We start from the raw sequence: 23,214 nt of genomic DNA, 5'->3' as shown, positions 1-23,214 counted from the left end.
CCTCAGCTGCTTTCACGTAATGCCTTTTATTCTTTGTTTTTGGGGCACTCGTTCTTGAGCCAGGAGATGGCGGATTTTGCCGCCTTTGCTCCTTCGCCCACGGCAACGGCAATCTGGAGAAAGCCGCCCGTGCAGTCTCCGGCTGCGAAAATGCCGGGCATGTTCGTGCGCTGCTCGTTGTCCACCTTGATGAACACGCCGCTGCGTTCCAGCCCCAGGGTGTAGGCAAAGTCGTTGCCGCTTGCCTGCCCCATGGCAATGAACAACCCGTGGGCGTTCAGCGTTTTCCCGTTGCTCAGAAGGGCACGTTCCAGCCCATCCTCGCCTTCCAGAGTTTCTATCTTTGCGTCGATCACCTCGATATTCATTGCGCTGAGGCGTTCCATGAATTCGGGGGTGATGGTCGATTTTTTCCCTTGCAGAACGATAGTCACGTCTTTGGTGAACTGCGTCAGTTCAATTGCCTGGTTGGCTGCAAATAGTCCTTCACCGGCAACCAGCACAGGGCGGTTGCGGAAGAAAAAGCCGTCGCAGCTTACGCAATAGGATACGCCTTTTCCTTCGTACTCTTCCAGGTTGGACACGCCTGGGCGTACGCGCGAAACGCCGGTAGCCAGAACCAGACCGCAGGCGGAAAATTCACGTCCGCTCTCCGTCTTGGCAACAAAGCCGCCTTTTTCCCCAAAGTGAACGCCGAGCACACGGTCGCAGACGGCTTCCACGCCGAACCGCTGGGCCTGCTCCAGACCGCGCTCCTGAAGTTCGCGTCCGGAAATGGTCTCGGGAAAACCGTAATAGTTGTCTATTTCATAGTCGCCGGCGAACTTCGGAGCGCACCCGAGCATGACGGTTTTCATTCCAGCACGGCCAGCGTAGATGGCGGCCGATGTTCCGGCAGGGCCGGTTCCCAGTATGAGCAATTGGGTCGATTCCATGAGAGGACTCCTTTGAGGTTCGGGGGAGCCGTATAAGGTGTCCGCCTTTCTCCCCCGCCATGCGTAAGAGGCATGAAACTAAGAATTATAACTAGGTTCGATGCGCCACAGCGTCAAGGGGTCCCAGGAATTGTTCTCAGGAATCGAGCCATCCTGCGTGTCAGGCAAGTTCCTCTTTCGGTTTGAGGCGCCCCGCCAGATAAATGAACGGTGTGTCCGCCAGCCCCATTATCATTTTGATGACATATGTGGTCCAGAGAATTTCCCAGAACACGGGCCAGGGGTACACGCCCACAAAGGCGATAAAACAGAAGATTGACGAATCCAGCAGTTGGCTGACCAGGGTGCTGGCGTTGTTGCGCAGCCAGAGGTGCCTGCCCTGTGTTTTGTCTTTCCAGAAGTGAAAGGCCCAGACGTCGTGCATTTGCGAAAGAAAGTACGCGGCAAGGCTTGCCAGGGCGATGCGGGGCATGAAGCCGTAGATGGCTTCTATGTGCGGCTGTACCCAGTCGCTGGGGGCCGGAACAAAGTGGATGGCCAGCTGCATGTAGATGATCGTCAGTACCAGCATGAAGAACCCGAGCCAGACGCCTTTTTTGGCGTGCTCGCGTCCATAGTGTTCGCTGAGCAGGTCGGTGGAAAGAAACACGCTGGCGTACATGATGTTGCCGAGCGTGGTGGTGACACCGAACAACTCTATGGTCTTGAGGACCTGGATGTTGCAGACGATGAGGTTGAAGACGATGAGGCCGTACAGGCCGATACGTCCGAAATAGCGGAAAACCGCCAGGACCATGATCAGATCCAGAAGGGCGAAACAGACCCAAAGGACTTCGTTCATGGGGCACTCCGTGTGCGTATGAAGGATTGTGAACAACCGGGGCAGGGCAAAACAGACCCAGCCGGTCGGGGCCGACAGGCCGACAAAATGACAATGAGCAGGTCGGAGAAAGACGGGCAGCCCGTATCGTCCGGCGCAGGCACGTTGCCGCAAAGTCGGGTGGTGGTCAAGAAGGAAGGGAGATTTCAGTTGGACTGCAGATGGGTATCGCAAATGTGCTGCACAGTGCCGTTGGCCTTCATCTGGTCCAAAGTATTTTTGATCTTTTCAAACAGCTGTTGTTTTTCGGGCGCATGGGAAAACGCGATATGTATTTTTACATCATCCACAACATACGGAAGAGGAACAATCTCCCCCTCCAGCCCGCGTTCTCTGATTCTGTTCAAGGCGTCCATTTTGGAGGCAATGAAATAATCCGAATATCCTTTGCGAAGTCTGTCCAGAATGTTTGCATCGGTGGCCAAGCGGGTAAAATTCGTTTTACCCGAGACAAGGAAGGCATCGAACCTGTCGCCGTAGCTGGCGCCGCGAACACCGTCCCCGTTCTTGCCGGAGAGGTCATCAAGCGATTTCATGGGAAAGGGCTTGGTTACGAATATTCTGAGTTCGTTCGTGAGAATAGGAGAAGAAAGATTGTATTCCACAGAGCGTCTTCTGTTCCAGATCACCCCACAGATGATGTCCAGCTGGTTTTCTTCAAATAAAAGAACGGCCCTTTTCCAGGGAAAGGGATTGAAGGAAATTTCGTATCCGTGCTCCTGCACGGCATATTCAAGGATGTCGTAGAGAATCCCGGAGGCTTCACGCTTCTCGTAGTTGTATTCAAGATATGGCTTCCACTCGACGCGTCCGGTGACAAGAAGCAGGCGGGATTTGGGATGTTCGGCCGCGCCGGCAAAAGAGGAGGGCAAAAGGGAGAGGAGGAGCAACAGCAGGATAATGCCGGCCTTCTTGTTGGCGTTCCACAGATTATATGGACTGCTGTCGTACAAAACCTTCCCCCTGCTTTTTAAAGGAAGCAAAAAACGCCTCTTTAATACTCGTCGGACTTTGGGTGGCTGCGCACGCGGTCCACGGCGCGCCTGATAACTTGTTGCAATTGTTCGTCTGTTACGGGTTCACGGATAACAAAGGAATAGCTTTGCACGTAGCGTGCTGGAGTCAGGTTTAAGGCTAGAGCGTAAATATCCTGTATTTCAAGCGGGGTGGGGCTGTAGTCCGGGTATTCATCCAGAATGTCGGAGAGCAGGGAGATAACCCGCAGCTCATTTTTGTTGCGTACATCCTGTAATGAGGTTCCACGAACAGAATACGCCTCGTTGTTCATTGAAGTACTTCCTTGGTGTTGTTTGCATATCTATATACTCACCTGTTTATAAAATTCAACAGGGAGAAGGCGGAGTGGATTTTTTGTAGAGAGGGCTGGATAAACCTCAGGGGCGGGAAGGCCCAAAGCCGCCACGAGGAGCTTCTTTGGGCCTTGTGCTGTTATAGCCTGCAGCAATGCTGTCACTGCACCAGCCTTCTTTCGTACAGAGCGCGTTTCATGTGGCGCAGAAAGGTTTTTTTGCCTTCGTGTTGTGTGAATTCTTTACCTGCCCGGCGGGCTTTTTCCTTGGAAGCGTACTGTCCCATGCGCGTTACCCACCATGTTCTGCCATTGTCATCGAGCACTTTGAGCACGTAAAAGGGATATCCCTTGCTTTTCCAATGGTCGCGCTCGTTGAGGGCATTTTTCTTATAGGTAAATGAGTCGCTGTGCAGGGTCCAGAAGGCGGTGGGAATGGCCTTTTTTTCCGCAGCAGGCGACGTCTTTACGGCGGACTTGCCTGTATCCGCAGTCTTGGTTTTGGGTGTTGCGGTTGGCTTTGCTTTCGGTTTGGGGGCTGGCTTGGCAGCGGCTTCTGGCTTTGATTGTTGGTCCACCCTGGGAGCTTTCTGGAGGGCGGGCTTGTCGGCCTTTTTTTCCGTCTGAATCTTTTTCGGTCTCGGGGACGGGCCTGCCTTGTCGTCTTCAGAAGGGAGAGTGGGGAGCAATTCGGGCAGATCCCCCACAACACGTTCCACCAACAACGTATGGCTGATTTTTTTGGGGATGAGGGGCTTGCCTATCTCCTGGGAAAACAAGTCGGCTGTCCGTTGGGCGCTTTCCTTGTCCGGGAAAAGTCCCAGGCGAGTGCCCCACCAGTTTTTACCGTCATCGTCCTTCAAGCGAACGACGTAATAGGGATAGCCACGGGCGTACCAGTGGTCACGGTACGTTGTGGCGTGTTCCTTCTTGGAGCACATCTCGATTTGGAGCGTCCAATAACTGGTCCTGATGTCCGGTGGGGGGTACGCGGCAGCTTTGGAGTCCAGCGAGGCAACAGACGTGCTGAGCGTCAGCCGTTTGCCGATACCTTTGGCCAGGGTTTTGGCAACCGCATTTTTGCTGAATGTTCCCAGGCTCACACGGTACATCCCTTTTTGTCCCATTATTTCGCCGATGTATGCTCGGAATCCTTCCTGCCGGAATACATCGCGCATCTTCAGAGCCTCTGCTTTGGGAAGTTCGTACGTGAGTTCCAGACGGTATCCTTCGGCCTGGGGCACGGCGCAGGCCGCCGGAGACGCCCAGGGCAGGAGAAGGCAAGCACTCAGAATTAAAATATGTAAAACGTGTATATTCTTTGTCATTTTGTAATGCTAGCGCAGCGGAAGGTGCATGGCAATACGAGCGGATACTTTGCCGGATATGAGCGGCGGGGAATTTGTCACCGGATTTTCTTTGGAATAGGGCGTAAAAGGCGGTTGTTTCCTTTTGCTATTTGAGGCTATGTTTGACAAACACGGCCCTGAACCATTTTTTTAACGCATCGCGGACAAACGGAGTATATACGCATGCAGATTGACTACAACCAACTGTTGAACACCCAGGAAGTCTCTATGCTGGCCACGAAAGCCATTTCGTGGCTGACGACCAACGGGTTACGTCTTCCTTTTGCCCTTCTTATTTTTTATTTTGGCCGCTGGATGGCTAAAAAAATTGTTTGGGTCGTGTCGACGGCCATGCGTCGTCGAGCCATGGACGAAGCCCTCATCCGCTTTATGGAGGATATCCTCTATTACGCCATACTTATGGCGGTGGTTGTCGCAGCGGTTTCCCAAGTGGGCGTGAACGTTGCTTCCTTCCTTGCCGTGTTGGGTGCCGCCGGTTTGGCTATCGGCCTGGCGCTCAAGGATTCGCTGTCCAACTTTGCCTCCGGCGTTATGATCATCATGCTGCGTCTTTTCCATGTGGGCGATTGGATTACCGCAGGCGGGGTATCGGGCACAGTCCGGCAGGTAAGTATTTTTTACACGCGTCTGGATACGGCGGACAACCAGACCGTGATTGTTCCCAACTCCAAGATCATGGGCGACGTCATCGTCAACACCACTGCCAACGAGACCCGGCGCATCGATCTTGTTATCGGCATCGGATATGACGATGATATCGAAAAGGCGCGTAAGGCCATCACCCGGGTGGTGGAGGCGTCCAAGGTGCTGAAAGAGCCAAAGCCTCTGATTGCCGTGGATGAACTGGCCGACAGCAGCGTGAACTTTGTGGTGCGGCCCTGGGTCAAGACCTCTGAATACTGGGATGTTCGGCGTGATCTGATTGAAAAGATCAAGCTGGCTCTGGACGAGGAAGGCGTCAACATTCCTTACCCGCAGACCGACGTCCACCTGCACCAGTCCTAGCGCAAAGTTTTGCGCAGGATTCGGATTTGCACATGCAAACTCCCCGAAGCGGTTCGCTGTTTCGGGGAGTTTTTTTTGTGGTTTTGTCGCAGGAGGTCAGGCTGTTCGACGGGCATGGAAAAGGTATTTGAATTTTTTTTCCATGTGCGCGGCTTGGGTAACCGCCTGCATGTGCCAGCGCGGACCAAGAAGGTGGGAAATATATTCGTACAGATAAAACTTGTCATCGCGGATGAAGTCCTGCGGGTACGCTCTGCACACATCCCCGGCTTTTTCCCGAAACGTTTCTTCCAAAAAGTAGATGGGCCGAAAGGTCATAACAATTTCCCGCCGTGCGTAGCATGCAGCTGTATGCAGCAGCGGTGCTATTTTTTGCAGGAGGATAAAATTTTTGCCGATAATGTCGATAACAAGGGCCATGTCGAATTTTCCGGGGGATGCATGGCACATGATGTCTGAGATGAAAAAGTCGGTATTTTTCAGTTTGTTCTGATGACGCAGGATATTACAGACTTCGATGGCCTCGGGGACAATATCCGTTCCCGTTGCCTTGGCCGCACCGTGCTTTGCGGCCATAAAAGTGTATGCGCCGACATTGCAACCCAGGTCGATGACGGTCTTTCCTGCGAAGTTGACGGGAGAATTCTCTGGAAGCCCGTCGTTCAGTTCGCCCCGGCCGTTGTTCAGGAGTGTGCCGTCGGAGGAGACCACCGGCCTCCATATGCGATCCGATCCGAGTTTTTTCAAAGCGGCAATGAGTTGCCTGTTCATACGTCCTCCCCAAGATCTTTCTTACAGGAGCGCAGATACAACAAGTAAGGAATATGTTGATTCAACTTTCCATATTACAGCATGTCGGCCATGTTGAAAAGCTGATCCGGGGGGCTTCTCTGGATGACAGCTGTGAGATGAATCGTGTAGTATGCCTCCAGAATGATATTCTGGTGTAGGCTGGTTTTTTGAATATTTTAGTATGATTGCCTTGAAGCTGGTAATACAACGTTCTTTTAGTACTTGTGCTTATTTTAAAAACATCTTTTCTTCATCGGGTTGGCGTAGAAACGACAACCTTTCTGCCAAAGAGCAGGCATGAGTTATCGATCTAAATTAAGGAGTGCATATACACATGAAGTCAGCCGATTCCACATACGCAGCCAAATTGGCCGGATTGGGCGTATTACCGGTGGTTTTTTTCGGAGTGGCCTGGTTTCTCGGCGGCGGGTACGTCGCTTTGGGCGTGGCCGCTTTTTTGTGTCTCGTGCTGGCCTGGGGCATGCAGCAGTTTACCCTCAATTTTCTCAAGGCCAAAGACCAGGCTGTTGTTGCCATCCTGAAAAACAAGGGAAAGGCCACGGCGGAGGACTACCGGAATCTGGGAAGCCAAGACTTGGCCAATTTGCTTATGGGACAGCAGGAAAGCCTGGATTTTAACTCCGGAGCACTTGGCGCCGTTGCAACTCCCACGTTGATAGTGAACCGCCAGGGCCTTGTGACCCATGCCAGCGGGGCTCTGATGCGTTTGTTGAAGCGAAAAGAGGACCAGATTGTCGGCAGAACCATCCGTCAGGCTTTTTCCGACAGGCAGGGGGCATCCCAGACTACGGAGCGGGTCATGGCTGACGGGCAGCCCTATGAAGAACTGGTCGACATAACCCTGTGGGACGGGCGCAAGTTGCAGCTGCAGATGTACATCAATTGTGTCCGCGTGGCTGGCAAGGTTGTTGGAGCGGTATGTTCCTATGTGGACATGACCGAGCTGCACGACGAGCGCGCCAAGCTGACCGAGCAAAGGGACAAGAGCAGCGCCGTGGGCAGTGAAATAAGCGAACTGGCCCAGCGTATGGCCTCGGCCACTGAAGAACTTTCCGCCTCGGCCGACGAACAGGCCAAGGGGGCACAGCAGCAGAAGGTGCAGACGGACACCGTGGCTACCGCCATGGAACAGATGACGGCAACGGTTCTTGATGTTGCGGAAAACGCGACGGCAACCTCCAGGGCCGCGGAAGAAGCACGGCAGGCGGCAACCGACGGTGTGGATATGGTCCGAGAGGCCGTGAAGGGCATCAACAATGTTGCTGACTCCGCGCAGCAGTTGTCCGGCGTGCTCACCCAGCTCGATTCACAGGCTGGAGAGATCGGGCGTATCATCGGGGTGATCAACGACATCGCCGACCAGACCAACCTGCTGGCTCTCAACGCGGCAATCGAAGCGGCCCGCGCAGGCGATGCCGGACGCGGATTTGCCGTTGTTGCGGACGAAGTGCGCAAGCTTGCGGAAAAGACCATGACCGCGACCAAGGAAGTCGAGGACTCCATCCATACCATCCAGGAACAGTCACAGCAGGCTGTTTCCTCCATGAACCTGACTGAAAAGCAGGTGGAGGAAAGCACGGAGATGTCCAACCAGGCGGGGCAGTCGCTGGAACAGATCATGAGTCGAATTCAGGATATGGTCGGGCGTGTTTCGCAGATCGCCACGGCCGCAGAAGAACAGTCTGCCGCGGCCGAAGAGATCAACAACAACATCGAGGAGATCGCAATTATCGCCCGGGAAGCGGATGAGGGTGCGGGGCAGGCTGCCAGCGCAACACGCGATCTTGCAGAGCTGTCGCACGAGCTGCTCAACGTATCCCTGCTGTTTTCCGGCCATTCCAACGGCAACGAGAAGTTGCGCAAGTCCGACGGTATGATGAAGGGAATACTGCCCAAGCTCATGCAGGAATACGTGAAAAAGGAAATGGGCAGTAAAGTGTACGAGAAGATGCAGAAGGAAATGGGCGATCCAATTTTTCTGCCTACGGGCAGCTACCCCGACGGCGTTATCAACCAGATGGCCGAACTGGCCGGCAAGGCTGGCGGAGTGCGTCCTGAAAAATTGCTTTTTAATCTGGGGCGGTACACAATTCCCCAGTTTAAAAAGATGTATCCCCGTTATTTTAAACGCGATTACACGCTCAAGACCTTCTTTTTGGATATCGGCCGGATACACATACAGCTGACAAAGGACGATCCCACTCTTACCCCGCCCAAGTTCACCTACGAGGACAAGGGCGATGTTCTGTTTATGAACTACCGCTCCTCACGCGGGATGGGTGACTATTTTGAAGGCATAGTGCATAGTGCTGCCGATTTTTTTAAGGAACCGGTAGAAGTGGTCATCAAAAAACTGGATAACAATACCATTCGTGCACAGATCCGCTTTCTCTAATGTTTTCACATTACTAAAGCGACGTGAATCCCTCTGTAACCGTTTCTCAGCAACAGGCTGATGGTGTTTTGGGGGAAATGTCTACAGGGATTCGAGGAGTTCTGGTAAAAAAATAACTTATCTTTTTTGAAATTACGGTCAGAATGATAAAGTTAAGTCTCCTGTATTTTCTTGGAGGACTTGCAACGTGTTAGGCATAGAGTCTGTTCTTATATATGATCTATATATAGCCGACTAAATTAGGCGGGGCGTGTTGACAGCAAAGAGAGATGTGATAAATATCATAATTCTGAATGACTGTTCAAACTAGAGGACGTCGATGGAGAGTAGTAGTGGTTGACGACTCCGACAGGGCGGGAAATAAGCACCTCAAAAAGTTGGTGCACGAGAGGCTTGGGCGTTTGGTCAACGGGACACGAGGCATCGTGGCCGAGCAGGAACCCATGGTCTTACGTTTGGGGGAAGGACTGCATCGGATCTGGTCGGAAGCGTCCGAACTTTCTGGGCGGGCCGGGCAGCTGGTGGATAAGCTCTCGGGCGAGTCCGTGGCCGACGGTGTGCAGAATCTGGTCGATACGCTTAATCAGTTGAACAGTATCAGTGAAGATGGAGGCGGAGGCGAAAGCCTTGGGTATTTGGACGACATCTTGACCATGGCGTCTTCACTGGACAATTATCTCAACGAGTTCAAAAAAATAGTTCGCACCCTGCTCATTCTCGGCATGACCACGCGCATTGAAAGCGCCCGTCTGGGGAGCGAAGGGCGAGGTTTCAGCACGTTGGCCGACGATGTTGAAAAGCTCGCATCCAATATTGTGGCCCATTCTTCCCAGATCAGGGAAAAATACGCCGCTCTGGAGAACGTTGTCAGCCAGGCAAGCGCCAAGACCAGGGAAATTACCAGCCTGCAGGAAAGTTATTCCATCGAGGTACGGGAAAACATACGCTCCAATCTGTCGGCTCTTGAAGCTTTTCTGGAAGGCGTTTCCGACCGGGCTTCGGATTTTGCCGGCACAAGCTCGGAAATTTCCTCCCAGGTGGGCGAGGCTGTCTCCAGCATGCAGTTTCACGACATTGTCCGGCAGCGCGTCGAACATGTGGAAGAAGCGTTTACGGAAATGGGACAGGAGCTGGACACCTCCCTGAAAGCCTCTGCAGATATTGCACCAGAGCCTCTGGCTGCCTGGATGGTACACGTCTGCGAGATGCAGTCCCGCCAGCTTCAGGAGTCGGGCGAAAGTTTTTATTCCGCAATCGAAGGCCTTAAAGACAATCTTCTGGGTATTGGAGCCTCGGTGGAATCCATGTGCTCCAGCATGGCACAGGATTCTTCGTCGCGCGCTCTGGATGAGCCTGTCGATCTTTCTGCAGACGAGTGCCACAAGAGCCCTCTGCAAGTCATCGAGTCCGGCATCAAAAATGCCATGAGCGGTGTCCAGGCATATGCCGAATTGGAAACGGAAATCCATACGCTCATGGCCTCTGTTGTGGATATCGTTAAAGATATGGCCATTTTTGTCGACGATATCGAAGAAGTGGGATCGGAGATCGAACTTATTGCGATCAATGCCAGTGTGCGGGCTGCTCATACAGGGGAACTCGGGGCTGCCCTTGGTGTATTGGCCATTGAAATCCAAAGTCTTTCCGCACGGGCGCGCGAGCATACCGTTGGCGTGGCCGACGTGCTGAACAAGGTTTCCAGCGTTTCGGACACCCTTGTCGAGTTGGATCAATCCGGCAGGCGCGAGCAGGACATGGTCACGGCAATTGCCGACTTGGGCAAGACGATTGAAGGATTGGCCGAGGCCAATGACATGGCATCTCAGGAGTCTTTGGCTTTGATCTCGGAAAGCCGCCACTTGATCAAGAATATACAGTCGACGACCGAAAGGGTTTCTTTTCACGAAGGAATTCGGGCAAAGCTGACGGCTTTTTCCCGGCAGGCCGAAGAGCTTGCCGAAGCAATAGGCAGAGCTGTTCCCGAGAGCGCTCATGCCGCCATCCCCGACCATCTCAAGGGCAAGCTGGACCGCTATACAATGGAAACGGAACGCGACGTCCACCGCAGTGTCTTCGGCCATGACGGGGGAGAAAAGGCTGATGGCGGCAACGACATTGAACTTTTTTCTGATGACCCGGACGATAATATCGAACTTTTTTGAGAGCTGATGCTCTCTGGCGTGCTACTCAAAAGGAGATTTGGGCATGGGGGAACAAATTTTTAAGGATACGGGTAATGGCAACGCAACCCTAACCCTTGAAGGAAACCACACCATAGAGCACGCGGGAACCCTGCGCGGAATTCTGCATGAGTCCCTTACCAAGGCTCAGGTAGTGGAACTTGATATGGCGAATGTGGGGCCGGTTGATATCACTTTTCTGCAGCTTCTTGTTTCGGCCCACAAGACAGCTGCGTCTCTGGGGAGAACGTTGAAAATTGCAGGATCTCTTCCACCGGGCGTCGTCCAGATAATGGACGAAGCGGGCGTAGAGCTGCCGTTCGACGTTTCCGCCTAAAAGCAGATGGAGGGTTAGGCGATGGGTAAGACGATAATGACTGTAGATGACTCGGCCAGTGTGCGTCAGATGGTCTGCATGAGCCTCAAGAATGCGGGCTATTCGGTGATCGAAGCCAAAGACGGAAAGGACGCCCTCGGCAAGCTGTCCGGGCCTGTAGATATGGTTATTACCGACCTGAACATGCCTAATATGGACGGCATAGAGTTGATCAAGTCCATTCGTCAGCAAGCTGCGTATAAATTCATCCCCATCATCATGCTCACCACGGAATCGCAGGTTGGGAAAAAGCAGGAAGGCAAGGCTGCCGGAGCTACAGGATGGATTGTAAAACCTTTCAAACCGGAACAGCTTCTCGGAGTGGTCAAAAAGGTTCTGCGTTAGGCATTTCGCCTGTGTTTTCAGGCACCGTATGTAAAAGGCGGACTGTCCGGAGCGCGCCGAATTCACATGCGTCCTGAAAGGGTTTTTCAGGGAGGTTGCATGCCCCACGAAGATATAAACAAACAGGCGTTTCGCGAAGAGGCCTTGGATCTTTTGGCCGAGCTGGAAAGCGCACTGCTTGAACTGGAGGAAAGCCCCGATGACCGGGCGCTTCTGGACCGCGTATTCAGGGCCATGCATACGATCAAAGGCTCCGGTGCGATGTTCGGGTTTGATGATATTGCGTCCTTTACCCATGAAGTCGAGACTGTGCTCGACTGCGTGCGCAACGGTGAGGTGAAGGTTTGCAAGGAATTGCTGGACCTGACCTTGGCAGCCGGGGACCGTATCCAGGACATGCTCGATAGCTCTGAAGACGGTGCCGACAACAACGTGGAGCTTTCCAGGCAGATAGTGCAGGGCTTTCGCAACCTCCACCCCGAGTCCGGCAGTGCAGAGGCAGAACCGGAGGCAGCACCCGCCCGACCTCAAAAAGAAGCGGGCAATGCCCGGGAAGAGGTTTATCGCGTACGCTTTCGCCCCAGTCACGATATCTTTCTTTCCGGCTCCAACCCTGTGGACCTGGTCTCCGAACTGCTGGAACTGGGCCGGGGGGCTGTGACCTGCAACCTTAATGACGTTCCCCGCCTGTCCGAGTACGAGGACGAAGCCTGTTATGCCTGGTGGGACATTGTTCTGATTTCTTCAGCTGGTCGTGACGCCTTGAAGGACGTCTTCATCTTTGTGGAGGACGACAGCGTAATCGACATCCAGACCATCGATACCGAGACCGGTTTTGAAGAGGAAGAGTACAAGCGGCTGGGAGAAATTCTTATAGAGCGAGGCGACCTGAAGCCGGAAATTCTGGACCGTGCCCTGCAGGCGCAAAAGCCTCTTGGAACCATCCTTTCCGACGCGGGCGTTGTTTCCAGAGAGCAGGTGAGCGCGGCGCTCAAGGAACAGAAGGTCGTCAAGGAACTGAAAAGTGCGCGCAAGCCTCCCGAAGCTTCCAGCATCCGGGTCGCGGCGGGCAAACTCGACAAACTGGTGGACCTGGTCGGCGAACTGGTCATAGTCCAGGCGCAGATCAGCCAGGTTGTGGGCGAGCGCAACGACCAGGTACTGCAATCCCTGGCCGAGGAATTGGAGCGTCTGAGCGACGAGCTGCGGGACTCTACCCTCGGCATCCGCATGCTTCCCATAGGCACCACGTTCAGCCGGTTTAGCCGGTTGGTGCGCGACCTTTCCGGCGAACTCGGCAAAAAGATCGACTTGCGCACCGAAGGTGCGGAAACCGAGCTGGACAAGACCGTCATAGAGCGTTTGGGCGATCCTCTTGTCCATCTTTTGCGCAACAGCATCGACCACGGCATTGAATCGCCCGAGAAGCGTGCTTCCCTGGGCAAGCCGGAAAGCGGGCGCATCACCCTTATTGCCGAACACTCGGGCGGTGATGTCATTATCAGCATCATTGATGACGGAAAGGGGATGAATCCCGAGGTCCTCAGGGCCAAGGCCGTGGAAAAAGGCATTATAGGCCCTGATGTGGAACTGACGGACAAGGAATGCTTCAAGCTTATTTTTGAAGCGGGTTTTTCCACCGCCAAGGCTGTCACCAGCGTTTCCGGGCGCGGTGTGGGCATGGATGTTGTCAAGCGGGCCATTGACAGCCTGCGCGGCAGCATAGACATCGACAGCCGGATGGGAGTGGGAACCACCATCACCATCAAACTGCCGTTGACCCTGGCGATTATCGATGGGCTGCAGGTCAAGGTGGGGCCGGAGTATTACGTCATTCCCCTCTCTCTGGTGGAAGAATGCGTGGAACTCAACGAATCCGAGCGCGATGGCGCAAAGGGGCGCAAGATTGTCAGACTGCGTGAGGAGTTCGTCCCCTACATCAAGGTCCGGGATTGGTTTCGGGTGGACGGGAAGGCGCCTGCCATCGAACAGATCGTTGTGACCTCTGTTGCCGGACAGCGAACCGGTATTGTGGTGGACAATGTCATAGGTGAACACCAGACCGTGATCAAATCTTTGGGACGTGTTTACCGTGATGTGGAAGGGATCTCCGGTGCCACTATCAAGGGCGATGGCAGCATGGCTCTGATTTTGGACGTTCCCCGTTTGATCCGGGATGTGGAAACAACACTTGCCTGATCAGCCCGCATACGTTCGGGGTGCGTTATGAAAGCAAACACCGACAAGAATGGACTCTACCGTCCAGACCCTATGACCGACCGCGACTTCAAGCGGCTGGGGTCTTTTATTCAGGAATACTACGGCATCCGCATGCCGGACTCCAAGAAAACCATGCTTGAGGCACGGCTGCAAAAGCGGCTGCGCAGCCTTGGTTTTTCCAGTTACAACCAGTATACGGAATTTCTTTTTTCCGGGAAGGACAGTTCCGACGAGGTCCCCCACCTGTTGAACGTGGTGACTACGAACACCACGCATTTTTTTCGGGAACCGCGCCACTTCGAGTTTCTGACGGAAGAAATTCTGCCCGAATGGCGCAGTAAGAATCCTAACGGTGTATTTCGAATCTGGAGCGCCGGGTGTTCCACTGGCGAGGAACCCTACACGCTGGCCATTGTGCTCTCGGAGTACCGGGAGCAGGACAGCAGGCTGAAATTCCGTATTTCCGCCACCGACATTTCCACGCGTGTGCTCCAGCATTCCATGCGGGCGGTGTATCCGGAAGAAAAGCTGCAGAGCGTTTCGCGCAATATTGTTCGCAAATATTTTTTGCGCAGCAAGGACCGTAAAAAGCAGTTGGTGCGCGTTGCACCCGAACTTCGTCAGCTTATTGATTTCGGACGGCTCAACTTCATGGAGCCTTTCACTCTTGACGAAAAGCAGGACGTTATTTTTTGTCGTAACGTGCTTATTTATTTTGAGCGACCGGTGCAGGAATCCATACTCTACAAGCTGAGCGAAAATCTGAAGAAGGGAGGCGTGTTGTTCATAGGCCATTCGGAGAGCATTACCGGGATGAAGCTCCCGCTCCAGCAGATCGCGCCCACAGTGTATACCCGTATATGACGTTGTGTTGGGATAAACGGGGGGGAAACAGTTGAAGCACATGTTGTGGTAGGCTTGATACTATGGAGGAAATTCGATGACCGGTGTGGATAAGTTGAAAGTACTTGTGGTGGACGACTCGGCTCTTGTGCGTCAGGTCATGGTCTCTATTTTGGAGAGCGATCCCCAGATCGAGGTTGTGGGATCGGCTCCTGATCCTTTTGTGGCCGCCAAACGTATGGAAAGCGTCATTCCAGACGTAATCACACTTGATATCGAAATGCCACGCATGGACGGACTGACTTTTCTGCGCAAGATCATGTCGCAACATCCAATTCCCGTTGTCATTTGTTCCACGCTTGCGGGCAAGGGAACGGACAACTGGATAAAGGCCATGGAATACGGAGCCGTGGATGTCATCCTCAAACCCAAGATCGGGACAAAGACATTTTTCGAGGAGTCTCGTATTCGGGTCTGCGACGCAGTAAAGGCCGCTGCCCGCAGCAAACTGCGCGAGAAGCCTTTGCAGACCATAAACGTGCAGCCCAGCCTTACCGCCGATGCGGTTATCGACAAGGCGTCGCGCCCAACCACGCTGGAGACAACGGAGCGTGTGGTTTTGGTGGGGGCCAGCACGGGCGGAACCGAGGCGTTACGTATTTTTCTGGAGGCCTTCCCCCGCGACTGTCCGGCCATTGCCATTGTACAGCATATGCCGGAAATGTTTACCGCTGCCTTTGCCCAACGTTTGAACTCGATTTGCAGAATCACAGTCAAAGAAGCCGTGGACAATGATACCATGCTGCGCGGCCAGGCGCTTATAGCTCCCGGCAACAAGCACATGTTGCTCAAACGCAGTGGGGCTCGCTATTTTGTGGAAGTGCGAGACGGGCCTCTTGTCCGCCGTCATCGTCCTTCCGTGGATGTGCTTTTCCGTTCTGCCGCCCGTTACGCGGGGAAGAACGGCATGGCCATCATTATGACGGGAATGGGCGACGACGGTGCCCAGGGGATGAAGGAAATGCACGATGCCGGGGCCATAACCGTGGCGCAGGATGAGGCCACAAGCGTGGTGTACGGCATGCCGGGCGAGGCGGTTAAGCTGGGCGGGGTGGACAAGAGCCTTCCCTTGCAGGCCATTGCCGCCGAGGTCATGCGCCGTTGTTCCTGAAAAGACTATCCACTTTCAAGTCGTAGAGAACGCCATGGCGCGTCGTAAGAGCAGAGGAGTATTTTATGTCCAAGACCGTGACCCTCAACGAGGATGACTGTATTGGCTGCCAGGCTTGTGTAGACATCTGTCCGGGCGTGTTCGGCTTTATCGAAGGGGAGGGAAAGGCCCTGGTGATAAACCCGGACGGCGGAACGGAAGAGGAAATCCTCGAAGCCATGGATATCTGTCCGGTCTCCTGCATTTCCTGGGAAGAAGATTAGTTCTGGTGGCGGGCGTTCGTTCCGCCACCATCAAAAGACCATCGTATGGCAGCTCTGTTTGAGTGTCGTGCCCGTTACATTTCCCCAGGGTTAAAAACGTACAATACCTTGCCGGTCTGCTTGTGTAGACAGGATTGAAACATCAATACAACGGAGGTTTCGATCATGTCGCACGATACTATGGGGTTTGTTCCGGATATTGTGGTCTGTCCCGGTTGTGAGGAACGTGCCGAGGAAAAGCCGTGGAATGCCCACCCCGGATTCAAGGGTGTTGCCTTGCGGCATCTGATTACAGGCAAGGAGACGGACGGGACGTTCAGCTCCCATGTGGTTCGGGTGGAGCCGGGTTGCTGCCTGGATTCCCATGTACATGAAGGGCAGTGGGAACTGCACGAGATAATGCAAGGGACAGCCGTGGCCCAGGTGGGCACCAAGGAACTGAAATACTCGGTGGGTTCTTGCGCGGTTATCCCCAAAGGGGTTTCGCACAAGGTTCAGGCAGGGGAAGACGGCCTGATGATTCTTGCCAAGTTCGTCCCTGCCCTGATCTAATCCGTCTGCAAATTTGTCCGTGTACCACATCTCGTCCAGTTGGGGACGGGATGCGGCACACGGAAAGCCGGAGCCTGTCGCGGAGTTGTGCAATGAACCGCGAAAAGCTGGAATTTCGTAGATATGCCGGATTGTATGGTCTGGAAGCAGTGTTTGCGCGCCATGTGCGGCAGCCTGTTTCCAGACATGTGCATTCGCGTACCTGTGTGGTTTTTGTGGAGCAGGGGCGTCGCTGTATGCATCTGGCGGGGCAGGACCATGAAATCTGTTCCGGGCTGGGGGTATTGGTCGGCGCGCAGGACGTCCATGCCTGTGAAAGTTCCGGTGGAGAGCCCTGTTCCTATCTCATGTTCTGTCTGGGAGAGGATGTGCTGCATGGGCTGGCCTGCGGACTCGGACGCAGGCTGGAGGATTTGCCGGTTCTTTCCGGTCCACTGGGAAGCGTCGGGTTTGCCGAGGCCATGCGCCTCAAGGATTGTCTGCTTGAAAACGCCGCTGATATGTCGGCTCAGGAATGCCTGCTCGATCTTGGTGAGGTTCTTTTCCGTGACATTGCCGGCCCACCGGACGAGTACGAACACGCAAAAGCTTCGGACGCGGTGCGTCTGGTACGGGGACGTATAGAAACGGACTATGCGGTTCCCATACGGCTTGACGATTTGGCCGAAGAAGCTGGCTGTACGCCGCAGGCTTTGTGCCGGGCCTTTGTGCGCCATGTGGGTATGCCGCCCCATGCGTATCTCAATCAGGTACGGGTTAACGCCGCGCGTATTGTATTGGCCGAGGGGGGGAGCTTGGTGCAGGCCGCATACGATGCGGGCTTTGCCGACCAAAGCCACTTTTGCAAGGTGTTCCGGAAGCTCATGGGCATGACTCCCGGCGTGTACATAAAGGGATTGCTTGGCGGGAAACCGACATAAGAAGGTAGCCGCAGAACATGAACATTCTACGGCCACCTCTCGGGGCGTTTTTAACTGCGGCTGATGGCTTCCTCCGGACAGTTGTCGATGGCCTCATCGACACAATCTGCCGAAGAGTCCGGGGCAAGTACGGTTGCTTTTTCGGTCTCTTCGTTGAAACCGAAAACGTCCGGACAGATTTCGCAACAGGCTTCGCAGCCAACACATGCTTCTTCATCAATAACAATAGCCATATGCACCTCCTGCACTCTCAGTTTCTCTCCGCAACACTGCGGATATCAAAATATGAGACCTCATATCTTCCTACCTTTTTTTCGTGTCAGGTCAACTGATAAATCGGCACTTTTAGTGCGTTCAGACGGTTGAACATCGCCGGAGTGGGGCTGTTACCGCGTCCATTGGGCGCAGAGGCGGACGTAGATGTCCATGGCCTGAACGATCTCCTGCAACGCGCACCATTCGTTGGGCTTGTGGATAACGACGGGATCGCCAGGGCCGCAGATTATGGCCGGAACAGAACCGTAGGCGGACAGAAGGGCGGAGGTGTCCGTAAAATAGCTGACGCTTCCGGCCTCGGGATTTGTACCGGTTACCTCTCCCACTATGGCAAGGGCGGATTGGACGAATAAAGACTTCTCTTCGGTCCAGATGCCTTGCTGTCCATTCAGCACGCTGATCTCGCACGGATCGGGAACCGCCTGGTACAACGCCTTGATGATGTCCTCCTGTTCCATCCCGGGCAGGGGGCGCATGTCGATCTCCAGAAAAGCGTTGTCCGGTACGATGTTGACCTTGTGGTGTCCTCCCACAGTATTCACTGTAATCGTGGGTTTGCCCAACTGCGGGTGGCTGGGGACCTCCTTGAAAAAATCTTCAAGTGCGAGTACGGCACGGGCGGCCTTGGTGATGGCGTTGTCCCCAAGCTCCGGCATGGAACCATGGGAAGCCGTGCCGTGAAATTGCATGCGAACCCAGAGGACGCCCTTGTGCCCCAGGCACGGGACGTTGCAGGTCGGTTCCGCCACAATCACGGCATGGGCCTGCCCCAGAACGCCATCGGCAGCCATTTGCAAGGCTCCTTCGCAGCCGGTTTCCTCTCCGGCGGTGAAGACCAGCGTGAGCCCGCGCTGGGGAGAAATGATGCCTGCATCCCTTTGGCGGGCGTGTTCCATGGCGGCAGCAGTCAGGGCGGCCACACCGCTTTTCATGTCCGAGGCGCCTCTGCCATACAGCCTTCCGTTTTTCACAGAGGCGGAAAAAGGGGAGTCGGTCCATTCCAGACCACCGGCGGGCACTGTATCCAAGTGGCCGCAAAGAACGAACGGGGCAGAATCCGTGGGCCCGGGCAGTTGGGCAACGAGGCTGGGGCGGCCTTCCTTTAGATTGTGTCGCTTCGTGGCGAATCCGGCTTCGGCAAGCATACTTTCCAGCAAACGGACCACGGGTTCTTCATTGCCGGGAGGATTGCAGGTATCGTGTCGGATGAGCGCCTTGGCCAATTCGATTGGATCGGGAATTTTGTATTGCATGGGGGCTGCCTTTTTCTGACGTGGTCCACGGTGTTGCAGTGGGGAAGCCGACGACCCACAGGCTGTTTGTCACACCTGAGTTTCATTTGGAGTCGACGGGGGAATGCGGCTTTGTTGGAGGTAAAAGTAGCAGGTCTGTCCGTTTCTCAAAAGACTTTTCCGTTGGAAGTATCGCCATGGAAAAGACGGAATGGCTGCCAGCGCTTTATTTTTTCATAGAAAAGCAGGCCTCGTATGGATGGCTCTGGGGGCGTGTTGTGCTGTTGCTACCAATCGACACGATAAAGAAAAATATCTGTCATTGCCAGCGGCGGCATAAGCTTATAACATACACGCGAGTTCTCTCTCATTCGAATGGCCCTTCCGCAAGTTCCGTGGTTCGTCGGCACCTACGGCTAGAATCATTACATACAATATTTCGCGTTTGGTGAAATAGTTAAACCAATAGATAGGTTGGTGAATTATGCGTACTAAAATCGTAGCTACTCTTGGCCCATCGTCTTCTACCAAGGAAACCATGAAAGCCATGGCGGAAAATGGCGTACGAATTTTCCGTCTCAACTTCTCCCATTCCGATGCCAAGCATTTTGCTCCCATTGTGAAGATTATTCGAGAATTGGAGAGCGAACTCGGTTTTCCTCTTACCGCCATGGGCGACCTGTGCGGTCCCAAAATCCGCATCGGGGAGATTCCCAATTCGCCGGTGCAGGTGGAATTGGGCGAAGAAGTCAATCTGGGCCTGCCGGACCTTGCAGACAAGGGCGACAAAAAGCTGTTTATCCCGCTGGATATGCCCGCCTTGCTGGAAGGGCTGGATAAGGGCATGGCCGTCTCCCTCTCCGACGGCATGCTGCAGTTTGAAGTGACCGAAGTGGTGGAAAAGGACCGTTTGTTCGTTATGCGCGCTCATAACCAGGGCCTTCTTACCTCCAACAAGGGCATTGCTTTCCCTGGAAAGTCCCACGCCCTGCCTGCCATGACCGACAAGGACCGCAAGGACCTGCACGAGGGCATGGAAATGGGCATGGACGCCGTGGCGCTGTCGTTTGTCCAGACCCGCAAGGATATCGAGGACATCAAGGCGGAGATTGCCAAGCACGATCGCTGGATTCCCGTTATTGCCAAGATTGAACGCCGCAACGCCTTTGACAATCTGGACTCCATCCTGTCCCTGACAGACGGTGCAATGGTTGCCCGTGGCGACCTGGGGCTGGAATGTTCCCTGGCCGAACTTCCGGTTATTCAGAAAAAGATCATCCGGGCCTGCCGTCACCATCAGAAGGCCTGCATTGTGGCTACCCAGATGCTTCTGTCCATGGTCAAGAATCCCATCCCCACGCGCGCGGAAACCACGGACGTGGCCAACGCCATCATGGACGGCGCGGATTGCGTGATGCTTTCCGAAGAAACTGCCGTGGGTACCTATCCCGTGGATACGGTCAAATACATGAGCCAGATTGCGGCCGAGGCCGAGGAATATTATCTGGAACGCATTCCCGCGCCGTACAAGCCCCGGGACGGCAAGGATATCCCCAAGTATCTTGCCTACTCGGCATGTCTTCTTGCCCAGAACTCCGAAAGCAAGGCTTTGGTAAGCCATTCGCAAACCGGCGGCACCGTGCGGATTCTTTCCAGCCGCAGGCCCTATATGCCCATTTACGGTCTTACCCCGGACAATAGCGTGTTGCATTATTTGAGCTTTTTCTGGGGCGTTCGGCCTGTGCTGGCGGACGAGAGCATAGAAAACCACACCCTGCGTGTGCAGGATTTCGTTGATAAATGCGGCGACTTCGCCCATGGCGAGGATGTGGTGCTTACTTCCGGGCAGCCCACTCCCGGACAGCCCGACGGGCAGACTCCCACCAACGCCATCAAGCTGTACTATAAATAAAGACAATCCCTGGCCCCTGCACTGTCGGTGCGGGGGACCAGGCTGCCGAAGGCAACGAGAGCCTTGTTGCCACGACAAAATAAAACCCTCGCGTAGTGTTGCATATGCGAGGGTTTATTTTTTTATCGTCATGCTTTCGTCTTTTTCCAAGCATAGAAAGGTGGGGTGGCAGTTGCTGACAAAGACGGGAGCGGCGTTAACGACGGGAGCGGCATTTGGAAGAAAGCAGACAGGCCCAACGCCGCGCACGGAGTGTATCTTGTCCTGTTTTTGCCTCTGTGTGCCCGCCGTTCGGACGGACGTTCTTGTCTTTTATGCGGAGTTGGTGGGGAGAGGGACCATAAAAAAGCCCACCCCCGTGCGGGAGTGGGCTGGATCGCCATATTGAATCAATGCGGCGTAAGTGGGGAAAGCCTACCAGCGGGGACGGCTTTCGCGAGGACGTGCTTCGTTGACCTTGATGTTACGGCCACCGAAGTCGGTACCGTCCAGGTTCTCGATGGCGTCGAGAGCGCCCTGATCGTCCATTTCCACGAAACCGAAACCACGGGGGCGACCGGTTTCACGGTCTTCGATCAGCTTGACGGAAATGACTTCGCCATGAGCGGCGAATGTGTCGCGGACTTCTTGTTCGGTGGCAGACCAGGGCAGGTTGCCGACATACAGATTCTTCGACATGAAAAAAATCTCCAAAAAAAGTAAAGCGTTTGAAAAGACGCACACTGCGCCTATAACCAAGAAGGCGCTCCACATAAGACAGTCTTCTCAGTTATGATAATCTTGCTGGTAGTTCTTATCGTGTGTAGAATCTGCACCCCAAAAAGTCTCCACCATCAAGAGTCACTACGCTTTGCATTTTGTTCCAGTCTCGTCAAGCATTATTTTCCAGAAAAACCTAAAAAAAATCAAAAAAGCGGTGTAAAAATGCTTTTTCGTACTTTTTTTGTGGCTGTTGGTTCCCGAGTGGGCTGTTTATTGGGGAATAAGCATGCCCTTGATGAGCTGTGACACGATATTCGATTTATTGATATCATCCCCGGCCAAACGCCGTACCAGCTCCAGCGCGAACTCCGGTGCAGCTCCGGGGCCGGCTCCCGTAATGATGTTGCCGGATACGGCCACCATGTCGTCCGTTCTGTGCTGTTCGGGGAGTTGGTCGCGGAAAGATGGGTAGCAGGCCATTTTCCCTTGCGGAAGAATGCCGTGCCCTTTCAGTACAACGGCAGGTGCCGCGCAGATGGCGCCAATCCAGCCGCCCCGGTCGTTCTGGTCATTGAGCAGAGTCGTCAGGTCGCTGCTTAGGGCAAGGTTGGATGCACCGGGCATGCCTCCGGGCAGGGCGATCAAATCGAAGGTGGCCTCCCTGCAGGTATCGATGGTGGTATCGGCTCGAACAGCCATGCCGTGCGCACCCGTTACCATGATGTCCTTGACCGATGCAGTGGTCACTTCCGTTCCGGCCCTGCGCAAAATATCGATAATAGCGACGGCTTCCATTTCTTCGAATCCGTCCGCCAGCGGTACGAGAACTGTTCCCAACATTATTTGTCTTTCCTGTTTTTTAAAGAGTCCATTTCGTGGTCGAATTTCCTGCGATAATAATTGGAATAAAGGGCACCGACCGGATTATGCGCCAGAACCCTGTCCTTGGCTACCAGCACGGTGGTGGGGGCTGCGCTGTGCATGAAGAACACCGAGTCGTGGCCCACACACAGGCCTATGGCCACATTAAGCCCGGTCTTGTCACGATTCAGAGCCAGCGCCTGTCCTACGGGGTTACACGTGGCTTCCACCTCGCGGCCCCACAATTTTTTCAGGCCAAGCTCATTTTTATCGATGCCGCATATCTTGCAACAAACCGAAGACGTTTTGAACCCGGCTTCTTCGGCCAGTTCACAGAACCGGCGGGCCTCGTTGGGAAGGCCGAGGCAGAAGGCCACGCCTATGCGCGTTACACCCAGGTTGCGCGCAAACTCCAGGGTTTCCTCCACCCGCGTCATCTGCATGTAATGATCGGCCTCAATGGCGGCGGCGACCTTCATAAGGCGATTGGTTTCTTCATTTTGGAGCAATTCGACCGCTTCTTCCTTTTGTCCGCTGCAGTCCTTGCCTCCATAGCACTTCTTTTCGTCACAGAACGCGCACTTCATGTTTCGTACTCCTGGTGTGTTGCGTGAGAAAAAAATCAGGTAACGGGGATTTCCTTGTTCGCGGAGA

General features: G+C 54.2%; 23 protein-coding genes. 12 read left to right on the top strand and 11 right to left on the bottom strand.

Annotated features, from left to right (window positions below; genetic code table 11):
- Positions 1-26 precede the first annotated feature (26 nt).
- The 5 genes from ACI0FJ_RS06650 to ACI0FJ_RS06630 form a co-directional block, all read right to left on the bottom strand.
- Positions 27-935, bottom strand: coding sequence for an NAD(P)/FAD-dependent oxidoreductase (locus tag ACI0FJ_RS06650; RefSeq protein WP_424300739.1), 909 nt, complete (start codon positions 933-935; stop codon positions 27-29).
- 160 nt (positions 936-1,095) lie between these two features.
- Positions 1,096-1,776, bottom strand: coding sequence for a queuosine precursor transporter (locus ACI0FJ_RS06645; RefSeq protein ID WP_424300736.1), 681 nt, complete (start codon positions 1,774-1,776; stop codon positions 1,096-1,098).
- Positions 1,777-1,961: 185 nt separating this feature from the next.
- The gene (locus ACI0FJ_RS06640) at positions 1,962-2,768 is read right to left on the bottom strand and encodes a substrate-binding periplasmic protein (RefSeq protein WP_424300733.1); all 807 of its coding nucleotides are present in this window, start codon (positions 2,766-2,768) and stop codon (positions 1,962-1,964) included.
- Positions 2,769-2,809: 41 nt separating this feature from the next.
- Positions 2,810-3,103, bottom strand: coding sequence for a late competence development ComFB family protein (locus ACI0FJ_RS06635; protein ID WP_424300730.1), 294 nt, complete (start codon positions 3,101-3,103; stop codon positions 2,810-2,812).
- A gap of 182 nt (positions 3,104-3,285) precedes the next feature.
- A complete protein-coding gene (locus ACI0FJ_RS06630) occupies positions 3,286-4,368 on the bottom strand; it encodes an SPOR domain-containing protein (RefSeq protein WP_424300727.1) in 1,083 nt (360 codons plus the stop codon).
- A gap of 288 nt (positions 4,369-4,656) precedes the next feature.
- Between ACI0FJ_RS06630 and ACI0FJ_RS06625 the strand changes: the two genes are divergently transcribed.
- Entirely contained in the window at positions 4,657-5,499 is an 843-nt protein-coding gene (locus tag ACI0FJ_RS06625) for a mechanosensitive ion channel family protein (protein ID WP_424300724.1), read from the top strand.
- A 96-nt stretch (positions 5,500-5,595) separates the two neighbouring features.
- Here the strand turns inward: ACI0FJ_RS06625 and ACI0FJ_RS06620 are convergent, their stop codons facing one another.
- A complete protein-coding gene (locus ACI0FJ_RS06620) occupies positions 5,596-6,270 on the bottom strand; it encodes a methyltransferase domain-containing protein (RefSeq protein WP_424300721.1) in 675 nt (224 codons plus the stop codon).
- A gap of 355 nt (positions 6,271-6,625) precedes the next feature.
- Between ACI0FJ_RS06620 and ACI0FJ_RS06615 the strand changes: the two genes are divergently transcribed.
- The 10 genes from ACI0FJ_RS06615 to ACI0FJ_RS06570 all read left to right on the top strand — a co-directional run bounded on the left by ACI0FJ_RS06615 (position 6,626) and on the right by ACI0FJ_RS06570 (position 17,577).
- Positions 6,626-8,707 (top strand): methyl-accepting chemotaxis protein, encoded by a 2,082-nt coding sequence (locus ACI0FJ_RS06615; RefSeq protein ID WP_424300718.1) that lies wholly within the window; start codon positions 6,626-6,628, stop codon positions 8,705-8,707.
- 332 nt (positions 8,708-9,039) lie between these two features.
- Positions 9,040-10,869: a methyl-accepting chemotaxis protein gene (locus ACI0FJ_RS06610; RefSeq protein WP_424300715.1), complete on the top strand. Its 1,830-nt coding sequence runs from the start codon at positions 9,040-9,042 to the stop codon at positions 10,867-10,869.
- Positions 10,870-10,912: 43 nt separating this feature from the next.
- Positions 10,913-11,224, top strand: a complete 312-nt coding sequence (locus tag ACI0FJ_RS06605) for an STAS domain-containing protein (protein ID WP_424300712.1) — start codon at positions 10,913-10,915, stop codon at positions 11,222-11,224.
- Positions 11,225-11,245: 21 nt separating this feature from the next.
- Positions 11,246-11,608: a response regulator gene (locus ACI0FJ_RS06600; protein ID WP_424300709.1), complete on the top strand. Its 363-nt coding sequence runs from the start codon at positions 11,246-11,248 to the stop codon at positions 11,606-11,608.
- A 99-nt stretch (positions 11,609-11,707) separates the two neighbouring features.
- Positions 11,708-13,807 carry a chemotaxis protein CheA gene (locus ACI0FJ_RS06595; RefSeq protein WP_424300706.1) on the top strand — a complete coding sequence of 700 codons (2,100 nt, stop codon included), beginning with the start codon at positions 11,708-11,710 and terminating at the stop codon, positions 13,805-13,807.
- A 27-nt stretch (positions 13,808-13,834) separates the two neighbouring features.
- A complete protein-coding gene (locus ACI0FJ_RS06590) occupies positions 13,835-14,692 on the top strand; it encodes a CheR family methyltransferase (protein ID WP_424300703.1) in 858 nt (285 codons plus the stop codon).
- A 76-nt stretch (positions 14,693-14,768) separates the two neighbouring features.
- Positions 14,769-15,842, top strand: a complete 1,074-nt coding sequence (locus ACI0FJ_RS06585; protein WP_424300700.1) for a protein-glutamate methylesterase/protein-glutamine glutaminase — start codon at positions 14,769-14,771, stop codon at positions 15,840-15,842.
- Between the two features lie 65 nt (positions 15,843-15,907).
- Positions 15,908-16,105, top strand: coding sequence for a ferredoxin (locus ACI0FJ_RS06580; RefSeq protein ID WP_424300697.1), 198 nt, complete (start codon positions 15,908-15,910; stop codon positions 16,103-16,105).
- A gap of 165 nt (positions 16,106-16,270) precedes the next feature.
- Positions 16,271-16,657 (top strand): cupin domain-containing protein, encoded by a 387-nt coding sequence (locus ACI0FJ_RS06575; RefSeq protein WP_424300694.1) that lies wholly within the window; start codon positions 16,271-16,273, stop codon positions 16,655-16,657.
- Positions 16,658-16,749: 92 nt separating this feature from the next.
- Positions 16,750-17,577 carry an AraC family transcriptional regulator gene (locus ACI0FJ_RS06570; RefSeq protein ID WP_424300691.1) on the top strand — a complete coding sequence of 276 codons (828 nt, stop codon included), beginning with the start codon at positions 16,750-16,752 and terminating at the stop codon, positions 17,575-17,577.
- A 50-nt stretch (positions 17,578-17,627) separates the two neighbouring features.
- Here ACI0FJ_RS06570 and ACI0FJ_RS06565 read toward each other — a convergent pair whose 3' ends face one another.
- On the bottom strand, positions 17,628-17,810 hold the full coding sequence (locus ACI0FJ_RS06565) for a ferredoxin (protein ID WP_424300688.1): 183 nt from the start codon (positions 17,808-17,810) through the stop codon (positions 17,628-17,630).
- 153 nt (positions 17,811-17,963) lie between these two features.
- A complete protein-coding gene (locus tag ACI0FJ_RS06560) occupies positions 17,964-19,106 on the bottom strand; it encodes a M20 family metallopeptidase (protein ID WP_424300685.1) in 1,143 nt (380 codons plus the stop codon).
- 463 nt (positions 19,107-19,569) lie between these two features.
- Here ACI0FJ_RS06560 and pyk point away from each other — a divergent pair, with 463 nt between their 5' ends.
- Positions 19,570-20,997, top strand: a complete 1,428-nt coding sequence (gene pyk / locus ACI0FJ_RS06555; RefSeq protein ID WP_424300682.1) for a pyruvate kinase — start codon at positions 19,570-19,572, stop codon at positions 20,995-20,997.
- A gap of 414 nt (positions 20,998-21,411) precedes the next feature.
- Here the strand turns inward: pyk and ACI0FJ_RS06550 are convergent, their stop codons facing one another.
- The 3 genes from ACI0FJ_RS06550 to ACI0FJ_RS06540 all read right to left on the bottom strand — a co-directional run bounded on the left by ACI0FJ_RS06550 (position 21,412) and on the right by ACI0FJ_RS06540 (position 23,147).
- Positions 21,412-21,675 carry an RNA recognition motif domain-containing protein gene (locus ACI0FJ_RS06550; RefSeq protein WP_424300679.1) on the bottom strand — a complete coding sequence of 88 codons (264 nt, stop codon included), beginning with the start codon at positions 21,673-21,675 and terminating at the stop codon, positions 21,412-21,414.
- 294 nt (positions 21,676-21,969) lie between these two features.
- Positions 21,970-22,539, bottom strand: coding sequence for a DJ-1 family glyoxalase III (locus tag ACI0FJ_RS06545; protein ID WP_424300676.1), 570 nt, complete (start codon positions 22,537-22,539; stop codon positions 21,970-21,972).
- Complete coding sequence (locus ACI0FJ_RS06540) at positions 22,539-23,147, bottom strand: DUF1847 domain-containing protein (RefSeq protein WP_424300673.1); 609 nt, start codon at positions 23,145-23,147, stop codon at positions 22,539-22,541. Before ACI0FJ_RS06540 ends, ACI0FJ_RS06545 begins: the two co-directional genes overlap by 1 nt.
- Positions 23,148-23,214 lie beyond the last annotated feature (67 nt).

Origin of the sequence: Desulfovibrio sp. 7SRBS1, assembly GCF_049723905.1 — a bacterium.
GTDB lineage: Bacteria > Desulfobacterota > Desulfovibrionia > Desulfovibrionales > Desulfovibrionaceae.
This window is presented reverse-complemented; position numbering and strand designations above follow the sequence as displayed.

Coding starts and splice junctions, on each gene's coding strand:
- ACI0FJ_RS06560 (WP_424300685.1), bottom strand. CDS start 19,106: ATGCAATACAAAATTCCCGATCCAATCGAATTGGCCAAGGCGCTCATC.
- ACI0FJ_RS06595 (WP_424300706.1), top strand. CDS start 11,708: ATGCCCCACGAAGATATAAACAAACAGGCGTTTCGCGAAGAGGCCTTG.
- ACI0FJ_RS06585 (WP_424300700.1), top strand. CDS start 14,769: ATGACCGGTGTGGATAAGTTGAAAGTACTTGTGGTGGACGACTCGGCT.
- ACI0FJ_RS06650 (WP_424300739.1), bottom strand. CDS start 935: ATGGAATCGACCCAATTGCTCATACTGGGAACCGGCCCTGCCGGAACA.
- ACI0FJ_RS06550 (WP_424300679.1), bottom strand. CDS start 21,675: ATGTCGAAGAATCTGTATGTCGGCAACCTGCCCTGGTCTGCCACCGAA.
- pyk (WP_424300682.1), top strand. CDS start 19,570: ATGCGTACTAAAATCGTAGCTACTCTTGGCCCATCGTCTTCTACCAAG.
- ACI0FJ_RS06635 (WP_424300730.1), bottom strand. CDS start 3,103: ATGAACAACGAGGCGTATTCTGTTCGTGGAACCTCATTACAGGATGTA.
- ACI0FJ_RS06605 (WP_424300712.1), top strand. CDS start 10,913: ATGGGGGAACAAATTTTTAAGGATACGGGTAATGGCAACGCAACCCTA.
- ACI0FJ_RS06565 (WP_424300688.1), bottom strand. CDS start 17,810: ATGGCTATTGTTATTGATGAAGAAGCATGTGTTGGCTGCGAAGCCTGT.
- ACI0FJ_RS06575 (WP_424300694.1), top strand. CDS start 16,271: ATGTCGCACGATACTATGGGGTTTGTTCCGGATATTGTGGTCTGTCCC.
- ACI0FJ_RS06580 (WP_424300697.1), top strand. CDS start 15,908: ATGTCCAAGACCGTGACCCTCAACGAGGATGACTGTATTGGCTGCCAG.
- ACI0FJ_RS06625 (WP_424300724.1), top strand. CDS start 4,657: ATGCAGATTGACTACAACCAACTGTTGAACACCCAGGAAGTCTCTATG.
- ACI0FJ_RS06545 (WP_424300676.1), bottom strand. CDS start 22,539: ATGTTGGGAACAGTTCTCGTACCGCTGGCGGACGGATTCGAAGAAATG.
- ACI0FJ_RS06540 (WP_424300673.1), bottom strand. CDS start 23,147: ATGAAGTGCGCGTTCTGTGACGAAAAGAAGTGCTATGGAGGCAAGGAC.
- ACI0FJ_RS06620 (WP_424300721.1), bottom strand. CDS start 6,270: ATGAACAGGCAACTCATTGCCGCTTTGAAAAAACTCGGATCGGATCGC.
- ACI0FJ_RS06615 (WP_424300718.1), top strand. CDS start 6,626: ATGAAGTCAGCCGATTCCACATACGCAGCCAAATTGGCCGGATTGGGC.
- ACI0FJ_RS06570 (WP_424300691.1), top strand. CDS start 16,750: ATGAACCGCGAAAAGCTGGAATTTCGTAGATATGCCGGATTGTATGGT.
- ACI0FJ_RS06645 (WP_424300736.1), bottom strand. CDS start 1,776: ATGAACGAAGTCCTTTGGGTCTGTTTCGCCCTTCTGGATCTGATCATG.
- ACI0FJ_RS06590 (WP_424300703.1), top strand. CDS start 13,835: ATGAAAGCAAACACCGACAAGAATGGACTCTACCGTCCAGACCCTATG.
- ACI0FJ_RS06600 (WP_424300709.1), top strand. CDS start 11,246: ATGGGTAAGACGATAATGACTGTAGATGACTCGGCCAGTGTGCGTCAG.